The organism is Psychrobacillus sp. NPDC096623, assembly GCF_044762655.1.
In the GTDB taxonomy this organism is placed as follows: Bacteria; Bacillota; Bacilli; order Bacillales_A; family Planococcaceae; genus Psychrobacillus.
On record NZ_JBIWER010000004.1, the window covers coordinates 271,634 to 294,748 of the forward strand.

General features: G+C 33.6%; 16 protein-coding genes. 4 read left to right on the forward strand and 12 right to left on the reverse strand.

Going from position 1 to position 23,115, the window contains the following annotated elements:
- The first annotated feature begins 147 nt into the window (after window positions 1-147).
- Window positions 148-489 carry a hypothetical protein gene (locus tag ACIQX2_RS13495; protein WP_211895495.1) on the forward strand — a complete coding sequence of 114 codons (342 nt, stop codon included), beginning with the start codon at window positions 148-150 and terminating at the stop codon, window positions 487-489.
- A 901-nt stretch (window positions 490-1,390) separates the two neighbouring features.
- On the opposite strand, the gene ACIQX2_RS13500 is transcribed toward ACIQX2_RS13495, so the two are convergent.
- Both ACIQX2_RS13500 and ACIQX2_RS13505 read right to left on the reverse strand, forming a co-directional pair.
- Complete coding sequence (locus ACIQX2_RS13500; protein WP_402851253.1) at window positions 1,391-4,750, reverse strand: DEAD/DEAH box helicase; 3,360 nt, start codon at window positions 4,748-4,750, stop codon at window positions 1,391-1,393.
- Complete coding sequence (locus ACIQX2_RS13505; RefSeq protein WP_402851256.1) at window positions 4,743-5,570, reverse strand: hypothetical protein; 828 nt, start codon at window positions 5,568-5,570, stop codon at window positions 4,743-4,745. The genes ACIQX2_RS13500 and ACIQX2_RS13505 overlap by 8 nt, the downstream gene beginning before the upstream one ends.
- A 794-nt stretch (window positions 5,571-6,364) precedes the next feature.
- Here ACIQX2_RS13505 and ACIQX2_RS13510 point away from each other — a divergent pair.
- From ACIQX2_RS13510 to ACIQX2_RS13520, 3 genes are all read left to right on the forward strand, one after another.
- Entirely contained in the window at window positions 6,365-7,333 is a 969-nt protein-coding gene (locus ACIQX2_RS13510; protein ID WP_402851259.1) for an Abi family protein, read from the forward strand.
- A gap of 131 nt (window positions 7,334-7,464) precedes the next feature.
- A complete protein-coding gene (locus ACIQX2_RS13515; protein ID WP_402851262.1) occupies window positions 7,465-7,758 on the forward strand; it encodes a hypothetical protein in 294 nt (97 codons plus the stop codon).
- Window positions 7,759-7,787: 29 nt separating this feature from the next.
- Window positions 7,788-8,597, forward strand: coding sequence for a hypothetical protein (locus ACIQX2_RS13520; RefSeq protein WP_402851265.1), 810 nt, complete (start codon window positions 7,788-7,790; stop codon window positions 8,595-8,597).
- Window positions 8,598-9,390: 793 nt separating this feature from the next.
- Here the strand turns inward: ACIQX2_RS13520 and ACIQX2_RS13525 are convergent.
- The 10 genes from ACIQX2_RS13525 to ACIQX2_RS13570 form a co-directional block, all read right to left on the reverse strand.
- The gene (locus ACIQX2_RS13525) at window positions 9,391-10,455 is read right to left on the reverse strand and encodes a TnsD family Tn7-like transposition protein (protein WP_483880200.1); all 1,065 of its coding nucleotides are present in this window, start codon (window positions 10,453-10,455) and stop codon (window positions 9,391-9,393) included.
- A gap of 144 nt (window positions 10,456-10,599) precedes the next feature.
- The gene (locus tag ACIQX2_RS13530) at window positions 10,600-12,462 is read right to left on the reverse strand and encodes a TnsD family Tn7-like transposition protein (protein WP_402851270.1); all 1,863 of its coding nucleotides are present in this window, start codon (window positions 12,460-12,462) and stop codon (window positions 10,600-10,602) included.
- A gap of 13 nt (window positions 12,463-12,475) precedes the next feature.
- Window positions 12,476-14,053: an ATP-binding protein gene (locus ACIQX2_RS13535; RefSeq protein ID WP_402851273.1), complete on the reverse strand. Its 1,578-nt coding sequence runs from the start codon at window positions 14,051-14,053 to the stop codon at window positions 12,476-12,478.
- Window positions 14,046-16,091 (reverse strand): Mu transposase C-terminal domain-containing protein, encoded by a 2,046-nt coding sequence (locus ACIQX2_RS13540; RefSeq protein ID WP_402851275.1) that lies wholly within the window; start codon window positions 16,089-16,091, stop codon window positions 14,046-14,048. The genes ACIQX2_RS13535 and ACIQX2_RS13540 overlap by 8 nt, the downstream gene beginning before the upstream one ends.
- A 97-nt stretch (window positions 16,092-16,188) precedes the next feature.
- Window positions 16,189-17,001: a TnsA endonuclease N-terminal domain-containing protein gene (locus tag ACIQX2_RS13545; RefSeq protein ID WP_402851278.1), complete on the reverse strand. Its 813-nt coding sequence runs from the start codon at window positions 16,999-17,001 to the stop codon at window positions 16,189-16,191.
- Between the two features lie 333 nt (window positions 17,002-17,334).
- A complete protein-coding gene (gene glmS, locus ACIQX2_RS13550) occupies window positions 17,335-19,137 on the reverse strand; it encodes a glutamine--fructose-6-phosphate transaminase (isomerizing) (RefSeq protein WP_402851281.1) in 1,803 nt (600 codons plus the stop codon).
- A gap of 416 nt (window positions 19,138-19,553) precedes the next feature.
- On the reverse strand, window positions 19,554-21,158 hold the full coding sequence (ggt, locus tag ACIQX2_RS13555; protein ID WP_402851284.1) for a gamma-glutamyltransferase: 1,605 nt from the start codon (window positions 21,156-21,158) through the stop codon (window positions 19,554-19,556).
- A 150-nt stretch (window positions 21,159-21,308) separates the two neighbouring features.
- Complete coding sequence (locus tag ACIQX2_RS13560; RefSeq protein ID WP_093537360.1) at window positions 21,309-21,821, reverse strand: type 1 glutamine amidotransferase domain-containing protein; 513 nt, start codon at window positions 21,819-21,821, stop codon at window positions 21,309-21,311.
- A 102-nt stretch (window positions 21,822-21,923) separates the two neighbouring features.
- Window positions 21,924-22,535: an FMN-binding negative transcriptional regulator gene (locus tag ACIQX2_RS13565; protein ID WP_402851289.1), complete on the reverse strand. Its 612-nt coding sequence runs from the start codon at window positions 22,533-22,535 to the stop codon at window positions 21,924-21,926.
- 11 nt (window positions 22,536-22,546) lie between these two features.
- Entirely contained in the window at window positions 22,547-23,068 is a 522-nt protein-coding gene (locus ACIQX2_RS13570) for a GNAT family N-acetyltransferase (protein WP_402851292.1), read from the reverse strand.
- Window positions 23,069-23,115: the final 47 nt, after the last annotated feature.

Here is a 23,115-nt window from a genome sequence, read left to right on the forward strand (position 1 = left end):
AGCTGTTCAAACAGCTCTTTTTCTTATTAAACTAACGAAGCAGTTTAGTCGAATAAATAAAATTAGAAAAAAGCGGAACTTTAGTTTGTTTATATCCGTATAATTATTATGAGTTGATTATTATGACACTTGAAAGGAGGATTTTTTATGTACAAAGTGAATGGTATAGAAGCTTATGAAGCACATAATCGAACTGAGTTATTAGCAGGTTTAGAGGCAAAATCTGAATATATCCTTATTAAAGGAGACTATTATAAAGAAGTAAGAAAGATTATGGATACTCATCTTCCAGAGAACGAAAGTATAGGAGTGGCATTAGGAAGTGCAGGTGTGTTATCAATTCTTAATTATGCAATAGATGCAGTAAGAAATTCATTCAGTAATGCAGATAAAATGGATAAAAAAATTGACAGAAAGTTAAATTCATTCAAGGTTAAAAAGATTACAGATGATGGTTTATTATTGAGCTTAAAGCAGTTAGATTATTAGAACTTGCATACATAGAACTATTTTGGATAGTTCTATGTGAATAAATACACTTAAACAAACGGGTGCTTTACTTAAAGATTCGATTTCCGAAATAATCAATCTTTATTATAATAACCAAACTGAAATTAATAAAAAACCAACTACTTTGAACAATTTTAGTTTCAAAACAGTTGGTTTTTTTCTGTGTATATTCAGTGTTTGTAACTTACTTTTATCAAACTTTATTCTAAAGTTACACTTAAATTTTACTTTTTTAAATATCCTAAATTTATATAAAGGCAAAATAAAAGAACTGGTTAGTATATCTAACCAGTTCTTACATCACGACTGAGTTATTCGAGAACAGTTACTGTAACGAGAAAATAAAGTTGTACAATTTTCGGTTTAAAAACCTTGATTTTACAATAACAAAAATTATTAAATGGAAAATAAAGTTGTACAAAAAACAATGAAAATTATTAGAAGCTCATCATTCAAAAAATAAAGTTTTACAAAAATTTAATAACAGATCTATATTTCCTCTAAAAATAAAGTTGTACAAAAAATGTAGAAGGAAAATTTTCAATTATAACTAAGTCCTCAATTAGATAACTCCTCTAGGTAAATATATAATTAGAATGATGAATTAGCCTATCATTAATTTATATCACGTCCTTATCCATGTAAACATAAAGACAGATATCACAGAGCAGAGAGAAAAAAACTCCCCTAATTCGCCATATTTAAACAGAAAAAAAGGCCTTTATATACCAGTTGATCCCTTGAATAAAAGGTATTATAGGCTCCTTTATTTCATTCTATCTGATTCAAAAACTTACATTCATGACTTAATACTTTGTTCGCATCAATTAACAGCACTTGCTAGAGACCACAATTTATCAAAAATGTAGTATCGTAATAGTTAAGTTTCATTCACTATTGAGAAAAATGCACTAATTTCACTACTTGTATATTGAATGTTTGCCAGCTTTGCATCTATTTCTTCTGGATTTGTAATTAATAATTCTAGCTTATTATCTTGAATTATTTTAAAGACTTCTGTTTCGTTACTCTCAGGTGCGATATTTGTTTCGATGATTGAGCCTAAAGCTTGTGCTGCAAATCTACTGCGATATCCGAATCTATACCACGCTACTGAATTTACATCGTTTAATCCACTTTTAATAGCAATTGGTACCATTGATAGTTGAAATGGAACTATTACAACTTCATCTTGTTCTTCTTCCTTCCACATCTCTTCAAGAATACTAATTAATACACTTGCAAAGCGTGATAATTTTTCAAAAGGACCTTTATATTCAAATAATTTTAATACTGTTGGAATGAAAGAGCCCTGGGTTCTTTCATTATTAATTTTTATCGATGGAAAAGTGTTAACGCCTATTTCCTTTATATTTTTACTACCATAATAGAAGTTTAAATATTCTCTTACCTTTTCCCAACTTTGTATCCATTCCATCGTAGGATTCCAATCTGTATAATCAACATTTTCGTTAAAAAGAGGAACTGTTTCATTTTTAAAAGCGATAAAAGAGAATAGTAAGGATTTGATTAAATTTGGGTTCATTCTTGCTAGAATATCAATTAAATAATTACTCCAAGAATTAATATCCCATGACTTGCAATCGTTATACCGAGGTATACCAACATCTTTCAAGGTCTTCAACATATCTTGTACAACGAACACTGTTACTCCTGATTTTCTAGCAGAAGAAAATACCCATTCTGGTGATCCGGTTTCTTTCGTAAAGTTTTCATGAATTTTATTTATTATGGGACCTGTTATTTCAGAAACAGAATTTGGTCCTTCTTTTTGAATTTTGTATGCACCTAAAGTTTTATTTAAAACGGTAATTGGGATAGGAGAGTTTTCGGTAAAAAAGGGTAGCAGTGCTAATTCTTCCTCACTAATAAGTCCAGTATCAATACTCTCATGAATTAAACGATCTAAGAATGATGTAAGAGGGCTCTCAATCTCTTGGGATGCATCTTGATATTCTAAGAACCACGCTTCTTTTTTAGCAACACGTATATTATAATCTTCATCTTTAAAAATTATTGGATTTGACGGAATGACTAATGCTAAACCTTGACTAGAATATTCTGCTCTTCCCGCTCTACCGATACTGTTTAGGAATTGTGAGTTTTTACGAGATAATAATGATTCTGAGTCTGAATTATTATACTCATTCCCTAATTCTGTACCTCCCAGTAAAACTACTTCAGCGGGTAAATTCAAGCCTTGAGATAAAGTGCTTGTTGCAAGCATAACTTTAGATAATCCCAATTTAAAAGCTAGTTCTGCTAAGTTTTTTTCAGTTTGAGTCATTAAACTGGTATGAACTGATATTCCTTTATCTATAAGTTCTGCAAGCATAGTTGGAATCCCTATTTCAGCATTCGCAATGTTCACTAACCGGCTTATTTCATCACTCCAAAGTTCTCTATTTGTTTGTAGAGGTTGCATGTTGCGAGCAACTGTAAAAGGATAATTTTTATTTTTGGGGAAAAAGCCAATTGTCTTCATATTATTAGATCCAAAATGGAATGCTAATAATCCCATCGTTTTATTAACCCATGACTCAAGGGGTGATACACTTTCTGTGAATTCGAATTCAAAGGTAGCTCCAAGATAACCAAATCTATACTCTTTTTTATCATTACTTTGCCAAGCTCCTTGCAATCCAAAGAGTCCAAAATAAGGAGTATGTGATGCCTTTCTTTTCCTTGCTTTTGGTTTTAAGGGTGCATTTTTTATGGCTTCTCTGAATTCATTAAGTTCAAGACCTACTACCCCCTTCATTGTTCTTGTAGGCCGCCACTTCAAGTCTATAATATTAACCTCAAAATTTGAGGCTTCCTCAAGCCATGCTTTTATATCCTTACTATTTTCAATCATAGCAGAAATTAATTGTAATCTAACAAAGGGAGAAAGAGTGAGTAAAGTCCCGAAAATAACATCAATTGTAACCCCTCTGGAATTACTCCCTATTTCATGGAATTCATCAAAGATGCACAATCTACATGTTTTAAAAAATTCAGGTGACAGTCTCATTGCAAGCGCACATTTTTCAGGTGTCATAACATATATATGATTTTCAGTATCACTTGGTAACAATTGATCTTCTGTAAGTGCGGTATATTCATCATAACCAATGAAACTTTTTACTTTTACTGTATCCCATGGCCATTTCACTTTTTTTAGATCTCTTTGTATCTGATGAACAAGTGCATTGGTTGGTGCCAAATACAAAACCCAACCTTCAGCTAGTGCCTGAGAAGCAGCTATTTTTGCGATTGTACTTTTCCCACTGCCTGTAGGAGTAGCAATTATACTATGTGTTTCTGGTCCTGGTAAGCATTTTTCCACAAATCCAATTGCTGAAGGCCATAAAAAGAGTTGGCCTTGCATGGAGTTAGCACCTAAAGTAATGTTCTTTAAAAAATTTTCATAATTATTTTGATTAGCCTGAGGCTTTGGTACACTATGAAATATAGATCTGACATATGAGTTCTTAATAAACTCTTTAAGAAGTCTTCCAATATGTATTGGGATAGAATAAAAGGAGCTATAGTTATAAGTAAGAATGTTGATAAGTTCTTCTAATTTTGCTATTAAATTAGTTGGTAATTCTTCACCATCTCCCGTTAACCACGCATGATACTTGTTGGCAACAATTCCTATTTCAACATAAATCCTATTATAATTTTTATTTGCTATACTAGCATCGTTAGACGGTTCTATAGTTTCAATAGATCTATTTGAGCCCTCAATAATAGAAATTACTTGATTAACAGCCCATTTAATTTCGATTCTCAACTCTCTTGAGTTAATACTATTTTTTAAGGTCTGCATAATTTTCATTGAATTTGCATCATAACCTGCGATAAGATATAACATTCCTGACTCAAGCAAAGTTACCTCGTAATTAGTAAGTGCATCACCCATCTGTTCAGTCATAGTTGGCTTTAAGATATTAGTGAGAAGGTCTAAAGCTTCAGCTGAAACATAGCATGAAGCTGTTTTCACATCTGTTGTTATATCTTCTTTGAGAATACCAAAGTATTCAAAGGTATCTGCTAGTTTTCTCAAAGATATAATTATATTATCAGTATCTTTGTTTGCCTCATAATTATAATGTGTTCTATACTTTACCAATTCTAAGTAAGCATCCGACAGTATAGAACGGAAATCATCAGAATTATAATTTTCAATTACCGGAACTTTGTCTATTATACCCTTTAAGTATGAATCAAACATTGCTCGCCCATTCCTTCATTTGTTTTTTCATTTCCAACTTTATCTCTTTATAAAAAGTATCCCTATCGTTAAATTCGTTCAATACTAACAGTTTATGCGTATTAGGGATTGAATATTTCAAAAAAGCTTTGCGCTCTATAAGCTTTTGATAACTTGGATCACTTCCGAAAAAGACAACCGGTATATAAGTACGGGCTTGTTTCCATATTTCAGAAACAAGCTTTTCTTGGTGTTCGGCAGAAAGAAAGCGGGTTAAAGGATATAAAACAGTACGCAACTCTGCTCCAAGTTGGTCTTTTTCTATTTTATCAAATGAACTTATCGAGACGGAAATACCATTATTTAAATCATCGTAATTTTTCGCTTCAGTTATTGCAGTTCCAAGGCAATTGTGGTGGATATCATAGTAAATCCCAGTACCATCCAATCCTTGTCTAGTAGCACTAGTATGTGGAAGGGTGTGAACTAACATTCGTCCAGGCGGGTGCATATCCTCTGCAACTACTACTAAGATAAAAAATATAGCTTCTGCTATCCATGCATTTGCATGAGTACCTTCAATCAACCCAGTTGTTTCACTAATTAGATTTTTTAATGAGTCTTCGGAGTTACCCAATAACAATACCGAAAGTTCAAAGTCATGCTGAATTACTTGAGAAGCTACAGACAATAAGCAATTTGCTAACGTTTCTCTTGTAGTAGGATCTTCAATATTGTTAATTGTAATTATTTCATGACCATTCGTTGAATCTATAGTAATGCTCACTTGATCTTTAAGCGATTCTAATGCATGCCTTGTGTTATCTTTTAACCAATCCACCAAATCTCCTCCAGTAATTACAACAATTAGATATATGCACTTAGTGTTGATTATACTAAAGATAAAATGAATTTTGGAATAATTATCTAAAATTTCAATATTTCCCGAAATTATCAATATGGCAAATTCTCAGTATCCATTTAGTATTGGTGAAGAGTCTGGACAGATAATAAATACACAGATACGCACACTATTTACAGACTATCATTTAGTTTACATAAGCCCCTGTTCGCTTAGTAATTAATCATTTTAAGAAACTCATAAACTCCGATGGCAGGATTATTGTCATTAGAGCTTTAAGCATTTAAGCCAGATGTCGCAACGTGTATTAAAATAAAATTCTCGTTCCTTATCGCCTTTTCCTTAACAATCGCGGATTGATTGGACCAATTCACATAATTTATTATTATAGGAGGGGTAATAACAAAAGTGAAATTAAACACTGATAAATCGTGATTTGTTCTGAAATATTTAATTGAAAGGCATTAATTACTGTATTTGAAGCATGTATTTTTTCAAAGATTGTTACATACAATAGATAATGATCGCGCTCTGGATACCTTCGGGTCCAGAGCCTTAAAGTATTGACATTACCAGTTATAATTGATAAGATAATAATTATATAAATCGCGCTTTGGATACCTTCGGGTCCAGAGCCTGCTGTTTTAAATTATTAGATCGCGCTCTGGATACCTTCGGGTCCAGAGCCTTTATTTTTTTATAGGCTATTAATATCTTCCTATTAAAGTGGTATAATTTAAGTAAATTATACCAATTTGTTAGGAGGATATTTTTTGTCGAAAATTTTTAAAACTCATAATCAACAATTAACAATATTAAGAAAGAGGAATCTTGATGTCCCTAAAACAGGTACTCCAAAAAGAATTCTTGAAAAGGAGAATTATTACAATCTAATAAATGGTTATAAGGAATTATTTATTGACATTCCTTCTACAAGCACAACACCAGAAAAATATAAAACAGACACTCATATTTCTGAGTTAAAAGCTCTGTATGATTTTGATTTCGAGCTAAGAATGATCCTACTTAAGAGGATATTCAGAGTTGAAAACAATATTAAAAGTGCCATTGCGTATTTCTTTTCACAGAAGTATGGACATGATAACTATTTAAAATTAGAGAATTTTGATTTGCTTATATCAGGAACGGCAAGTGAAAAGAATAAGGTGTTTAGGATAAAAGAAATAATCGATTTAATTAAAGGAGTTCAAGGAGAAATTGCCAAAAATGTTACGAAGCATGAAGCAATAAAACACTATATGAGTCAACATGGATATGTTCCTCTTTGGGTTTTAGTGAATGTCCTTACTTTTGGAACCACAGGTAAGTTTTTTAAATTAATGAAACAAACCGATAGACAAAATGTAGGACGAAGTTTTCAAATTAATGAAGCTGATCTCAATAATATAATAGGACTTCTAACACTAGTAAGAAATAAATGCGCACACGATGAGAGACTCTTTGATATTATTACCAAGACTCAAATAGCTACAAACCATATACATAGGTCTTTACATATACCCTTAAACAGTGGAGGACAACCTATTAACGGAACTCACGATTTATTTGCAGCAATCATTTCTTTAAAATTATTATCAACAAAACTCGAATTTAAAAAAATGATAACAGAAATTAAAGATGCCATTGAAGTATTAGAAAATCAGTTGAATGTGATTTCTATTGACGTTGTCTTAGATAAGATGGGTTTTCCAAGTAATTGGTTAGATATAAGATCAATTTAAAGTACTTGAATAAACCATTAACGAACTTTTTTGTTATGATACACAATTAGTGTATCAAAAAAAAGCCCATTAATTGTTAAGTTGCTTATATAATAGGCGTTAGCCTGGTTCTAAATTAGGGAGGGTGTTTTATGAAGATCGATGAGGCTATAGTTTTACGGGATAGTCTAGATAATTATATTAAGATTTATGAAGAATTTAAGCCTGTTAATTATGAAGATCACGTTATACATGCTTATGCGAGATTAGGGAATGTTGCTAAGACTGCGGCTTATTTAAATGAGATGGGTTATAGATTTGAGAATGGGCGTAAGTTAATTGCTAATGATATTTCTACTGTGATACGTAAGGTACCTACGAATGAATTACATGCGCTTGTGGCTAAAAATTTAGCTAGGAATGTAAAAAAGAATCCTTATTTATAGTTCTTAGTTTTTAAAGGGGAGTGTTGTCATTGTCTAATGATTTATGTTTTGTTATGCAGCCGTTTGATAGAGCTAGATTTGATAATCGCTACAAGGATATTTTTGAGCCTGCTTTAATAGCGGCTGGATTGAATCCTTATAGGGTTGATAATGATCCAAGTGCTGTTATTCCGATCGATACTATTGAAAATCAAATACGTAATGCAAGAATATGTTTTGCTGAAATAACAACGAATAATCCAAATGTGTGGTTTGAGTTGGGTTATGCTATAGCTTGTAAGAAAGATATAATTTTAGTGAGTTGTAAAAACGAACGTGAGGGTGATTTTCCTTTCGACGTAAAACATAGATCTGTTATTATGTATGATACAGATTCACCGCGTTCTTATAATTTGTTGCAACAGCAAATTACTGAAAAAGCGAAGGCATTATTAGCTATACAAAGACCTATAATTTCTATTGATCAAGAATTCGTTGAGACAAAGGATCTTTCTGTTCAAGAAATTATTATATTGTCCAGAGCTCTTGTAAATAGCTTAGATTATGAAAGTGGTTTGAAAGTGTCAGAGATTCACGAAGAAATGGCTAATCATAGTTATGATGGAGTTGCTGGAGCATTAGCGATAAAGAAATTGTTACTTAAAGAAATGATTGAGGAATTTACACTTACAGAGAATAACGGTTTTCAAGAGTATACGTATAAAGAGTATGAAATAACAGCTCTTGGAGAGGAATGGTTATTACATAATGAGGATAAAATAGTTAAAAAAAATTCTTCAAATACCGAAGTAAATAAGCTTGTGTTGCGTGTGCCATATGATGATGGTTTACCTTTTTGATATCATATGATCATGAAAAACCATTGGGAAGCCTATTTTCAATTAAATCCTACCATTTAAGCATGATAGTAAACGTAATGAACCTAACAGAGATCGGCAACAATTGAACAATAAACAAAAAACGAGATTGATACAAAACAATACACGCGCCTTTTGGCAAAATGCATTTGTCCTTATGAGGGTAGGGGTTCGACCAGTGAAACCTCTGTAATCGAAGTAGAGGAACAGCCCCAAGTCTAGCGATAGATAATAATTATTTTTCAGCCGTGCATTGCACCGGTCGGGTAAGAACGTGGGAACATCATTTCATAGTAGAATGATGCCACAGTGCAAGCTCTTCGATGAAGAGTAACTTGAAACTTTTAATGACTAAAACCAGAGCTAGATGGAACGCGGAATGATGGGAAATTATCACGTTCCGTACGGAGTAGGGGAAAAGCTGGAGATAACTTCAAACGCTTACCTATTACTAACTATAGTTGAAGATACGTTTTCCGAAATAATAAATGTGGAGTATTAGACATTGAGCAAGAGAAAAATCAATGGGGAAAAAACGAACCGGTTGTATAACAGTTTGGACACGAAAAAGAACAGGTTTAGTCCTGTTCTTTTTATGTATTTAACTCTATGTATCGGTGTCTGAATAAATGTGCCGACCGCACCAATAACTGTGCTCGTACATGTAAGTAATTTCCTTATGACCTATAGATGTAGCCAATAAAATAGTCTAATGGAATTTCTTAACCTAACTCCTTACTTTCTGAAAACGTAGAGCACTATAGCTAATACTATTTCACTTGAAAATTAAATGATTTTTCAGTTCTGTTACATTAATATTTAATTTATAACAAATATCTGAAATAGATAAATCCTCAATAAACAGCAATTCTAATACCTGCTCAGAAAAAGAACTACCATAGCTTACTGATATTTTTTTATCCCAAGAATTAATATTATAGGCATTTCCACAAGAAGAACACTGGTATGAGCCAACAAGACCTTTATTCCTAAATCTTAAACTAGAATTATGTATGTATATTCCGTCAAAACATCTACATGTTTTATGTAATAGTTCAGAATTAAACGGAGTTAATATAAGATTACTTTTGTCTAGATCTTCTATTTTCCTACCACAAAAAATAATAAAAAGAATATGAAATAAGGGATGTAATTCCTTTATTGAGCTACTAATTGTTTCTATAATTTTTGAAATAACAAATTCCTTTTCAATATTTAATACTTCACAAATGTTATTACTAAAAAAGTTATTAAAATGCTTTTTTAGTTTTTTTTCATTAATTTTAAATCCGTTTAAATATCCCATATCATAAAGATACGAAATGTATAGGGGGATATATTTACTGATGTCTTCTTTAGTATGAAATAGATAATCTGTTTGTTCCGCTATTAATTTTAGTATCTTTTCTTCTTTATCACTCAATAATGGAGGTACACTTTTTTTCACCTGACTTGATAAGGCTACAAGTTCCTTTCCATTAAACAACACATTACTTACAACAAGTTTACATTTATGTCGTTCGCAATATGTTACACCAGGCAAATTATGAGTAATATGCCAATACGGTACGCCACTTACCGAATCTTCTTCGAAACATTTTAAGCAAAATTTATAATAATCATTGTTATATGTTTCAATTTCATGACAGTAAATTTCCTTTCTTATCCAACCAGATCGTTCATCTAGCATAAGATTCCGAAGTTTATTTTTATTATCATAACTTAAAAATTTATTGTAGTAATTCAAAAAACTAAAACTCTCTAATATTTCGGAGGCTTTATAAAAATTAAAGTGTTCTAACTTCGTTTCTAACTTTTTAGCATATGGAAATAAGTCCATTTTTATTTCCCACATGCGGATAGAGAACAGTTCATTAGAGGTAAAATGTTCGGATTCATTTGATGATATAATATGATATAATATGATATCTAGAGAGTACGCTATATATTAATTCATCATTATATGGAGTAGGGAAGCACCCAATCACAAGTGCTCACCCCATATTTCAACAGTTTCTAACATCAATTCTATTTTCTTGTCCATTGTTTTTTTAAACCCAGCCATTCTCCTTACTTTCCATTTCCTTATCACTTCTCCATTTTCTCTAATTTTATTACAACTCCAAAATAACCTTCTAACTTGGAAATCAATTCTGGACTCTATATTATCTATCAAGTACTCTCGTGTTTTAGGTAACTTTTCTAAATGTTTCTCTATAAAAGAAGGATTACTTATATGCTTACCGACATTAGTTTTGTTAACAAAAATGGGCTTTTCCAACCTATAAAGAGTTTCAACTACTTTAATAACTTGATTTAATGTCGCTAAATCCCTAGACTCCCAATCAATTCTACTACTTGGATTTATTTCGACTTTATTTTTCGGTTTATTCATTTTAAGAAACTCTATATTATTTCTATAATGCCATGTATAGAGTGCTGGATTTAATCTTCTAATCGAGGTAATCGTTAACAACGGATTCTCACAAATCAGTTCTATCCATTCTTTTTCTTTTAATGCCTTTATACAAGCAGGCTCCTTAATACTAACGTTATTATCTTTATCATTGGGCTTTAGTTTTACGTATTTTTTTACAGTTGCAATATCACATTTCAAATGCTTAGCAACTTCCTTATAACTTAGTCCTTCTATATTAATTAATCTATTTAATTCTTGAATCCAAACTACCCCAAAATCCTTTATTCTCCCAACCTTAAAATCATCATTTTTATTTATATCTGGGCCTCTCCTTGAGTAAGTAAATCCACACTCACATTTAAACGTACCAACAGGTTTTCCGGTATCTGTACAACTTGTTATTATTACTCCTTTAACAACCTTTTCTTCATAGTGATTTGCTGCTGGATTTAGACAATAATAAGGTGCTTCTCCAAATGGGTAATATTTTTTTCCGACTAAGTCTTTTAATTCTTCTACCGCCACTCCGAAAAAATTTAATAGTAGTATGTGCCGAATAGGGTGGAAAGCCTTTCTATGCTTCCTTGTAATTGCTTTTAACCAACAAGAAGGGTTATTTAGGTCAACGGTGGAATCAAGAAGTTCCAATAACTCTACTCCATAAAACTTTATTAACTGTTCTGCAAGTTTCTGCTGATCAATTTTCCCGAAATAAGTTGCATAACCATTAATCTGCAGTAAGTATTTATAAATACCTTCAATATCTAAAGAAAGATTTAAAAAAGTAAGTTCAAGTAATTTATTATTTTCTCTTGTAATCATCTTTAAATGTTGCTCAGTTTTCGAATTAAATGACGGTTTTAACTTTTGCGTTATTTCAATATTTGAGTTGGCCGATACATACTGATGCTTATGTTTATTTCGTGCCTTGATTAGAGAATCAACTAATAACTCATCATGTTTAATACAATAAAAAGATTTAGGTAATTGATGAGATACATGCCAATATGATTCCCCATAATTATTAATATTTTCCTGACTACAAGTATGACAGAAGCGAATATGTTTCCATTCATTTATAGTTGATGCGTTAATCCCCAATAAAAGATGACTTGAACCAGGCTTTCCACCAAATTTCATATTATTAAATATTTTTTCTCGCAGCGTCTCTGATTGAAAAAAAGTGTAGTATTTAAAAAGAGTATGGTTTTGTATTAATGATTCAACTTCTGGTATATTAAAATGCATTAATGCTTCAGACAATTTATTTATATTTGATGGTATGTCTAAAACAGCTACGATGTTAGTTGAGTTAAAAATTTCATTTAAAGTTCGTTTTGGACTAATATTTCCTGTGTGCTCATGATATCGTGCGAGCCAGCTATATAAAAGTTCATCTTCATAAAGAGAAGGGAAATAACCAATCAATCAAAAATACCCCCTAGATTACAAATTCATCTATCGGCGATTTAATATAACCTGCTTCTTTTAAAACATCATAATTTGATACCTTATTTTTTTTTGCTTTTTCAAATAACTTTAATAAAACAAAATCTGTATTCGTTTTATTATTTTGTTTTGGTTCCTTTTTCTTTTGGATTTCATCTGAATATTTAAGAGCAAGTACCATTAATTCCGTCATAGAATCAGTTGGGCTATTTTTAACAGCTCTAATAGAAGATTTTTCTGCTATTTCGACATTTATCCCAAGTGCAATTAGACCTGTAATTAATTTTTCCAAATTGTTATTAACTTTTTCATTTCTCTTCTGTGATTGAAGTTCCTTTTTCTTTTGAATAGTTGCTCTTAAATTCACTTTTGGCTCATGTAATACTAAGTATTCTTTAATGTCCAACGGCATAATATCAGCATACTTTTCTAATTCAGATAAGTGTCCATTTTTTAATGCTTTTAGCATTGGCTGGACAAGCTTTAAATCATCTTTTGCTACTTGCCTGATAGTATTTGTTGTTATTGTTTCTTTTCCAGTCTCAATCGCACGTCCTTGAGCTAATGCAAATAGCTTAATTGCTATATCCACGATACCTTGACTTTCGTCATATAGCGTCTGATTCAGCTCTTCCGTTAACTCAACCTTATTTCTTAACCATTGATATCCCCACAAACTTTCGATCAATAAATCCCAATCACCATCTTTTTTCATCTGCTGCCAAACCATATCCCCTTGACCACTACCGCGACGTGCTTGCCTAAAATCTTGCTGTAATATAACTTTTGCACGCATAGTACCGATCATCACTACTGAGACTCCTAATTCATTTACTACTGTCACAAAGTAATTCATCATCTTTTCCGAATCATTGTTTTTAGTAGCTAAGAGATGTTGAATTTCATCAATAACTATTACTCCAATACAATGTAACTTTGCAACTTGTCCCATCCTAGTTACCATCGAGCTAATTGAATTACGAGAATTACCGAATTTATCAAAATAATTTGTTCCTAATAGTTGGTCCATTTTTAAGAAGAAGTCCATACACAATGATTTTAATGAACCATCATGCGGACAATTCAATTTTAACCATACAACTTGCATTAAATTTAATGGATGCTTATGCAATATAACTTGAGGATAAAGGGATAGTATTCTTTCAATTGCTGTTGTTTTCCCTATTCCAGAAAAGCCCATAAGAGTCATACTTGAAGCTGTTGATCGGATATCACTTAGCCCATGTAACGCTTTAGTATATTCAGGAGTAAGTGGATTTCTACTAACATAGCCCATTCTTAATAATCTAGAAAATCGTTGTTCTAAATCTAAATGTTGCATAACTGGTTGAAAGAATTTATTTATCCTGGGTATAGCATGATAGCGTACATGAGTAGGTAAGTAAATTTCACTTTCATCAAAGGGAGGTAAATAACTGAGCGCTTCATAAGCTTCTTCTGGTGAGAGAATTGGGGGAAGGGCTTCGATCAAAGGATTACCTTGAAAATCAATAACTTCTTGTTCTTTATAATCTGCTTCCAAAATATTATCAGAAAATAAATTATTCATTATGTTCCTCCATTCTACGTTTCAGAAAGTCCCGTACGCTGGTCCTTTTAAAATCATCTTTTTCATTTCTACCTTTAAATGGAACGATTTTATCATCTATTGAATCATTATCTAATAGTGGGAGAGACTCATTTTCATATTGATATCTCTTTTCTAATTGACGGTTTTCTGTTATAGATCCCACTCTTTCCATTTTGCTTAATGTTGTATCTTTTTCTTGTTTATACTCTTTTGAAGCAGTATTAATTATTTCTTGAGCCTCTGATAAATAATCAATGTCTTTTTGAATCTGCGAATGATTATGCTTCTTTGCAGTCCTTCTTTCTTCTTCTCTCAAATAATTGATATCATCTAAACTTAATCCAGAAAACCGTGTAGAATTGCCTATCATATAGCATATCTCTTTCTGGTTCTTATCCTCATCTATAAAATATACGTGATCCATGTTTCTTCTATCATAGGCTAAATAGATTTTCCATGAACCATTCATTCTTGCGTTTTCAAACCATGACTCTTCTATTGCCTTTTTACATTTATAAGTAATTCCTTTAAAATGGATTCCTGTATAATTAACAGTTGCTGTGTCTCTAGGTAGTAACTGAAGCATTACATCTTCTTCTGAATGATATTTTAATTTACCAGTACGATTTTGAATTCCCCAATTCCATAATTCTGAAGGTATAGGCAGTACATTATCTTTTACTAAATCACGGTCTCTCACATATGAACTCATATAGTGTTTTGTATTATAATTTAAGATTTGTTTAATCATTAATTGGTTAAACTCTCTCAATGTTAAAGTTGCATCTAAGCGATAATCCCTAGTACCACGTTCTTGAAAATCAATATCTATATATCCCGGTAAGAGGGGTTTTACTTTTGTTTGAATGGTTCTAAACTTTCTTTCTACTATCCCTTTCCAATCGGCTCTGTAAGAAGCTGTATTTTCTACATGTAAATTAAATGCATTTACTAGTCTATCTACGTTATAACCTTCAAATTCTCCCTTATCTGCTAATAATATTTCAGGCAAATGGTTACAGGGCCACTTCTCTTCCTTGATTTCTATACCATACTCAGCACAATATTCTTTCTTGTTAGAAACAACATTTTTTATAGCCATTGATGCGCCAACCCAGGAGGGGCCTTCTAAACCGATATACATTCCCACGACCATTCTGCTAAAAACGTCGATAACAACGTAAATAACCGGTCGGCCTATTATCCAATTCCTATTTATTTCAGAAACTAAATATACGTCACCAACAGTTGCGTCAATCTGATATCGCGATCCCGGTCCAAACACTTCCGATAGAGATGTACCCAGTACAGCACGATGATCTTTATTAAATCTTTTTTCCCCATTTCTTGCTTTCAAAATTTCAGGTGCATCATATTCTTTATGAAACCAATATTTAAATTGATCAATTGTCGGAATTTTGTTCTCATCTTTTAAAATCATCTTTTCTATTCCGTCTTCATAATATATATTCTCAACATAAAAATCTCTTAACATAAATTTATATGCAATGGTTAAACTATTTTGTTTAGAATTTAAATAGTATTTTTCTATTGCTTTTCTAAATATTTTTTTTGTTGTTTCATCAACATTAATACCAATTGTCCCGTATTTCCTTGGCCGACCACGCTTTTTTTCTCCAGCATTTCGCTCTTTACCTCTAGCACCTGAATTAATATAGTTCGGAAGCAACGCATCTATTTTCTTTCCTTTTGACCAATACTTATATAAATACTTTCTTACTGTTTTATAGTTAACTGAATGTTGTTCGCAAACACTTTTTATTAATCCACTCCTATACTTTTTATCAAATACTTGCGGTTCTTGGTTAACTATATCTTTAATAATTAACCAAGCATTATCCCTAATTTCAATATGTTTTTGCTCATAGTCACTTGAAATAAAAGAAGTAATATTTACTTCTTTTTCTTTAAACCATTCATTTACAATAATAGCTTCTCGAAGTTCTGAAATACTTTTTTTAATTGGAACCGCATTTTCTTTATCTAGTTGAATCATGTATAGTATCATTTGGTGAGGATCGATCCATAATATCCTATATCTTTCCTCTGTAATTCTTTCTTTAAGAATCTCATTTAAATAAAAGTTCACTAAGCTAACCTAACCTCTCTTTTGAGTTAATATATTTTCTATTTATTTGAATGTTATTAACGTCTTCACTTAAAACAATGTCTTTGTTCATGTCTACAAGTAACGTTTTACGAGCTAATAAATGTCTATAGATTGAAATTCCAGTTCCATGCTCATAATTATATTTTTTCTCAAAGTCTTTTAGATTTTTAAGTAATTCACCACTAAAATAATTCCATTCACCCAAAAAAGTATCGATGTTAAGTTCATCATCTAATAAATAGGAATTTCTAAGATATTTTAAATTTTTAACTATAGCGGTAGGCATTTCTTCCTCCGTAACGATGCCCCAGCTAACTCCTTGATTCTCCCAATAAATTCTTTCAATTTCAAACTTCTTTATTATATTTTCTTCATTTAATTTAGTTGAAGGTTTTATTGTTCTAGCCTTATAGACTAAATGATTGTCTTCTCTAAAAGTAAGTAAAAAATCAGTTGTCATAACGATAGGAGTACCTGTTTTAGGATCTGTGGGATGTTTAATTCCTAATTCCTCTGAAATCTTCAAAGTAACCATTCTGTCAAGAGGGTATTGTTCACGAATATCTATGACATCAGAAACCCAATCTACCATGCAAAGATAATTAAATTCTAAATCAGAAAAGAATTGATGCTCTCTATTAGTTTTCCACCCCATAAATCTATGGTTACGACCCTCTGATGGTACATCTTGGGTTGTTAGCCATGGCTTATAATTAGTTAATTCACCTTGACCTCTTTTTTCTTTTTGATACTTTGCAATTTTTGTTTCTGTCCATCCAGTTTCTCTTTTACTCATATTTATCCTTTACTCTCCTTTATAATAGTAGTGGGGAAGGGGAATGATTTTAAAATAAAAAAATATCTGTCCGCATTAAGCGAACAGATTCAAATTAAATATATAGTAGACAATTTTATTTTTTTATATACATAACTTTTTATTATTTTTGTACAACTTTATTCTTTATATATATACAACACTTAACGTTTAATACTTTTTGTAGTACTTTATTTTCCAGCTAAGATATTTTGTACAACTTTGTTTTTTATAAACAATATTTTTTGTACAACTTTATTTTTTTTGCACAACTTTATTTTTTTTGCACAGTTACTTTATTTCAAACCCACAATATTACTCCACAGTTACTGATTTTGCTAGATTTCTAGGTTTATCTACGTCGCAGTCTCTGTGTAATGCTGCGTAATAGCTAATTAGTTGTAATGGAATAACCGCAACTAGTGGAGCGAAAAGCTCGTTTACTTTTGGAAGTACGTAGCGATCTCCTTCTTCCTCATGGCCCTCCATTGCTATAATGCAAGGGTTAGCGCCACGTGCCACTACTTCTTTTACGTTACCGCGAATATTTAGGCTTACTGCTTGCTGAGTAGCTAATGCAATGATTGGTGTACCGTCTTCAATAAGAGCAATTGTACCGTGTTTTAGTTCTCCGCCAGCAAAGCCTTCAGCTTGGATATAAGAAATTTCCTTAAGTTTTAATGCACCTTCTTGGCTTACGTAGAAATCTACGTTACGTCCGATGAAAAAGGCATTTCTAGTTGTTGCCAAAAACTCTGTTGCGATTTCTTCCATCTCTTCTTTAGAATCTACAATTGTTTGAACCGCATTTGCTACAATTCCTAGTTCTTTCACAACATCAAAGTCTAACGTTTTTCCTTGAGATTGCGCATATACAGAAGCAGTTACCATTAATACTGCAACCTGTGCAACATATGCTTTTGTAGAAGCAACGGCTATTTCTGGACCTGCGTGAAGTAAAAGTGTGTGATCTGCTTCACGGGAAAGAGTAGAACCCGGTACGTTCGTCATCGTAATTGTTGGATATCCCATTTCTTTAATCTTCACAAGAACCTGTCTGCTATCTGCGGTTTCTCCTGATTGTGTTAGGAACATAAAGATTGGTTTTTCTGAAAGTAGTGGCATATTGTAGCCAAATTCACTTGAAATATGCACTTCTACTGGGATACCTGCAATTTTTTCAAAGTATTCTTTACCGATTAGCCCACCATGGTAGCTTGTTCCAGCTGCAATGATGTACAGGCGGTCAGCATCTTGAAGTGCTGTTAAAATGGCAGGGTCAATTGTAAGCTCCCCTTGCTCATTTTGGTAAGCTTGAATAATTTTACGAATAACAGCTGGCTGCTCATCGATTTCTTTTAACATATAGTGAGGATATGTTCCTTTTTCAATATCGCTCATATCTAGCTCTGCTTTGTATGGAGCACGTTCAACTTTTGTGCCTTCCAATGTTTGAATTTCAACAGAATCTTTGCGTACGATTACGATTTCTTGGTCATGAAGCTCAACATATTGCTCTGTTACTTGAAGCATCGCCATTGCATCAGAAGCTACAACGTTGAATCCTTCTCCAACACCTACTAGTAATGGTGATTTGTTTTTCGCCACATAAATAGTATCTTCGTCTTCATTGTCAAGTAAAGCAAGAGCATATGATCCATGTATTAAATGCAATGTTTTACGAAGTGCATCAATTGTAGATAATCCGTCATTAGAAAAACGCTCAATAAGCTGCACAATTACTTCTGTATCTGTTTCAGAAGCCATTTGCACGTCTGATAAATATGCTTTTTTCATCAAATGGTAGTTTTCAATTACTCCGTTATGCACTAATGTGAAACGTTTTGTTGTACTTTGATGAGGATGTGCATTTTCATGGTTTGGTACGCCGTGAGTTGCCCAACGAGTATGACCAATTCCAACACTTGCTCCTACTTCTGTATCTACTACGTCGCGTAAATCTGCAATACGTCCTTTTTCTTTAAATACCATTACCCCATCTTCGTTTAATACAGCAATACCTGCTGAATCATAGCCGCGGTATTCTAATTTCTCTAACCCTTTTAATAAAATTTCCTTTGCATCTATTTCTCCAATATATCCTACAATTCCACACATAATCTAAATTCCTCCGTTTACATTCATGTCAAAATAAGCTCGCTACACATCATGTGTAGTAGCCAATTAAGCTAAGAATGCCTTCTTTTTCACCTGTAATCCGATCACTCGAAGGTTTTATGAAAAAGAATAACAACCGGGCAAATACGGTCGGGAGGCATCCGCCGAAATTTCGATAACCTCCACCTCGTCTGCTGAAGATGATTTTCCGTCCAATTTCTTCAGCTCTGGCGCTATAATTGTTTTCTATGTTTTACGCGTTACCTGTCCTCCATTTCTACGCGGTTACTAATGCTAGATTTGCAACTTCTACATTATATATCTTCATAGTATGCTCGTCAATTTTAAGGGTGCAAAAGGGTTTAAAAAATAAAAGAACTATTACCAAAGTAATAGCTCTCTCCTAACTTATTAGCCTACCATGCGCCGATCGATCCATCCGTACGAGACTCTGTTCCTCCTTGAAGAACTCCTGTTTCATCGTTTCGCCAAATAATCTGTCCTCTACCAAAGCTCCCACTATCTGAGGCCACTTGAACTTGATGCCCTTTTTGTTTAAGACTTTGTACAAGGTAGTTTGGAAATTCGGGTTCTACGTGGATTGTTGTACCTTTCATCCACTGCCAGCGAGGCATATCGAGTGCCGCCTGTGGATTTAGCAAATAATCTACTGTATTAATCACTATTTGGAAATGACCTTGCGGCTGCATATAACCTCCCATTACACCAAAAGGTCCTACTGCCTTCCCTTGTTTACTTAGAAACCCTGGAATAATCGTATGAAACGTTCTTTTCCCTGGTTTTAACACATTAGGGTGGGATGCCTCTAATGAAAAATCGTGTCCTCTATTTTGTAAAGCAATACCTGTATCTGGAATAACGATCCCTGAACCAAATCCCATATAATTACTTTGGATATAAGAAACCATATTCCCTTCTTCGTCGGCTGTTGCTAAATATACAGTTCCACCCTTGGGAATGTCATAAACTTCCGGATTGACTGCTTCTTCCTGTATTAATGCTGATCGGTTTTTTGCGTATTCCTCTGATAATAGTTGCTCCACACTTATCGGCATTTCTGCAGTCTCCGTTATAAATGCCTGACCATCTGTAAAAGATAGCTTCATCGCTTCTATTTGATGATGGAGAGTCTCCGCACTTTGCCATCTCGGTTCCCCCAAGTTTTTGTAAACATTGAGCGCCATTAAAGCAATCATCCCTTGCCCATTCGGCGGAATTTCCCATACATCAAAGCCTTTATAATTAACTGAAATTGGTTCTACCCATTCAACTTTGTATGTACGAAGATCTTCTTTCGCTAAATAACCTCCATGTTTTTTCATAAACATATCGATTTTCTCCGCTATTTCTCCTTCATAAAAATCACGCGCATTCGTTTCTCCTATCGCTCGAAGTGTACGTGCGTGACCTGGTGAGTTCCACATCTCTCCTATTTCAGGAGCTCTACCATTTGGTGCGAAGGTTTCAAACCAAGCATTAAATTCCTCGGAAGTAAACGTATTTTTGTATTTCTTGTATGCAATCTTCCAGTACTTCCCGAGTATTGGCGTTAATGGATACCCTTCCTCTGCATATTGAATAGCAGGTTCTAACACTTCTCTAAGTGATAGCTTTCCAAATCTTTCTGATAACGCAGCCCAAGCAGCTGGAACACCTGGCACTGTTACAGGTATAACGCCATGAACAGGCACTTTGTCATACCCTTTTTCTCTTAATCCTTCAGCAGAAATAGACTGAGGTGCTGGACCTGAGGCATTTAATCCGTAAAGCTTGTCTTTCATCCATACTAAAGCAAACGCGTCTCCCCCAATTCCATTAGAGGCAGGTTCTACAACGGTAAGTGCCGCGGCGGTAGCAATTGCTGCATCTATCGCGTTGCCCCCTTTTTTCAATATATCTAACCCTGCCTGTGCAGCTAAAGGTTGTGAGGTCGCAACCATTCCTTTTCTAGCAAATACCGTATGACGCTTTCCTTGAAACGGGTGATGTAAAAAATCCATAAGAACCCCCTCTTATACCTATCTATTAGGTATGATTTGATTCATTAAGTATAATAAAAGAAACACCCAAAATAAATAAGAATTTTCTTTCAATTAAAAAGAACACCTCCTCAAAAAGAGAAGGTGTTCCAAATATTTCCATTCAATTCATTAACCTAACAGTTTAACGATTTCTCTATTAAACGCAGGAATATCATCTGGGGTACGGCTGGTCACCAACTGATTTTGGCAAACAAATACTTCTTCATCATGGAATTTTACTCCTGCATTTTCTAAGTCCACTTTAATCGACTTATATCCTGTGGCATCTCGACCATCCAATGTTTTCGCCGTGATGAGTAATTGTGGACCGTGACAAATTGCAAACACTGGTTTTTTCTCATCCATAAAATACTTGGCAAATTGAACAAATCGATCATCTGCTCGTAAAATATCTGGTGAAAATCCTCCAGGTATAAATAGCGCATCAAAGTCTTCAGGTTTCACTTCGTCAATACCGTAATCGATTTTGACCGTTGCTTCTCCATTTTTACCTGTTACCTCTTTACCCGCTTCTTTTTCAATAGCAAATACTTCATGCCCTGCATCGTTCAGTGCCTGTGCCGGACCTGTGTACTCTACGTCTTCAAACATATTTGTGATTAATGTTGCTACTTTAGCCATTTCCTCACTCCTTGGTTTGTTTGGTTCTCTCTTACTATTCCACTAAACTTTGCCTCCTAAACATACAAATCAATGCCATTAGTTTGAAGACGCAGTCATTTTTTAACGCAATTTTTTCATTTCCTGAGCGACATGATGGGCATCCGCTGAAGATTCTTGGTGAAGCTGTGTAATGATGCTGGCATAATCCTTGTCATTTCGGTTTTGGCTCATTTTGTAGGCTGCTTGAATGTCTGTGACGTTCAGTTTAAAACCGACAATACCTTTTAGTTCCCGCTCAAGAAGCTCGGGCGATAACGTCTCCCATAACACTGGATGCTCCCTATGGTGCTCATACGTATGTAGCAGCATCTTCAAGTCATCCACCAGCTCATCTTGCGTCTGAATGATGACGTTTCCGTACACATGCACGGACTGATAGTTCCATGTTGGGACTTGCTCTTCTTCATACCACGAGGAAGAAATATACGCATGGGGTCCCTGGAAAATTATTAAAGCTTCTTGTTCCTCATTTAACGTACGCCATTGACGGTTTCCTTTAGCCAAGTGCCCACTCACTACAATTTCTTCTGCTGTACGTTTCACTATTACAGGAATATGCGTCGCAATAGGACGGCCTTTGTCTGTCGTCACTAGTGTGGCAAACGTATGCTGCTTAAGGAAAGTCCAAATTTCTTTCTCATCTTCTACCTTGAATCGTTTTGGAATATACATAGGAACCTCCTTTATGCCTCTATGGACTTTACGAGAATAAAGTCAATTTGTTCATCATCTCCCATGAAAAATGAGTGCTCTCCGATTCTTGTGAACCCCATCTTTTCATAGAAGGCTAGCGCATTTTCGTTTTTCTCCCAAACTCCTAGCCAGATTCGCTTCTTTTCTAACGTCTGTCCACGTTCTACTGCTTTTTGGTAGAGCTGTTTACCTAACCCCGATTTCTGAAACTCTTGCAGAATATAAATCCTCTCGATTTCAAGGTCTCTATCTTCCATCTGCTCAGTCTGTGCATCTCCCGTATTGATTTTCAAATAGGCAGCAACTGCTCCTTTTACTTCTGCGATAAAAAATTCGGAGTTCGGATTGCGAAGCTCGCTCAATAGTTTCTCTTCGGTAAATGCTTTTGCCAAATAAGCTTTCATATTTTCCATTTTGTTGTGTTCATGAAAAGTTTCATAAAACGTTTGACGACCAATTTGCTGCAACTGGTGAAGATCTTCTGACGTACACTGGCGAATCGTAATGGTCATGATGGTCACTCCTTTTACTCAAAATAACATAAAATCCCTCACTCTTC

Bases quoted from the DNA above. Each gene is read 5' to 3' on its own strand.
- ACIQX2_RS13495 (WP_211895495.1), top strand. From the start codon at position 148: ATGTACAAAGTGAATGGTATAGAAGCTTATGAAGCACATAATCGAACT.
- ACIQX2_RS13500 (WP_402851253.1), bottom strand. From the start codon at position 4,750: ATGTTTGATTCATACTTAAAGGGTATAATAGACAAAGTTCCGGTAATT.
- ACIQX2_RS13515 (WP_402851262.1), top strand. From the start codon at position 7,465: ATGAAGATCGATGAGGCTATAGTTTTACGGGATAGTCTAGATAATTAT.
- ACIQX2_RS13525 (WP_483880200.1), bottom strand. From the start codon at position 10,455: ATGGACTTATTTCCATATGCTAAAAAGTTAGAAACGAAGTTAGAACAC.
- ACIQX2_RS13535 (WP_402851273.1), bottom strand. From the start codon at position 14,053: ATGAATAATTTATTTTCTGATAATATTTTGGAAGCAGATTATAAAGAA.
- ACIQX2_RS13540 (WP_402851275.1), bottom strand. From the start codon at position 16,091: ATGATTCAACTAGATAAAGAAAATGCGGTTCCAATTAAAAAAAGTATT.
- ACIQX2_RS13545 (WP_402851278.1), bottom strand. From the start codon at position 17,001: ATGAGTAAAAGAGAAACTGGATGGACAGAAACAAAAATTGCAAAGTAT.
- glmS (WP_402851281.1), bottom strand. From the start codon at position 19,137: ATGTGTGGAATTGTAGGATATATTGGAGAAATAGATGCAAAGGAAATT.
- ggt (WP_402851284.1), bottom strand. From the start codon at position 21,158: ATGGATTTTTTACATCACCCGTTTCAAGGAAAGCGTCATACGGTATTT.
- ACIQX2_RS13560 (WP_093537360.1), bottom strand. From the start codon at position 21,821: ATGGCTAAAGTAGCAACATTAATCACAAATATGTTTGAAGACGTAGAG.
- ACIQX2_RS13565 (WP_402851289.1), bottom strand. From the start codon at position 22,535: ATGTATATTCCAAAACGATTCAAGGTAGAAGATGAGAAAGAAATTTGG.
- ACIQX2_RS13570 (WP_402851292.1), bottom strand. From the start codon at position 23,068: ATGACCATTACGATTCGCCAGTGTACGTCAGAAGATCTTCACCAGTTG.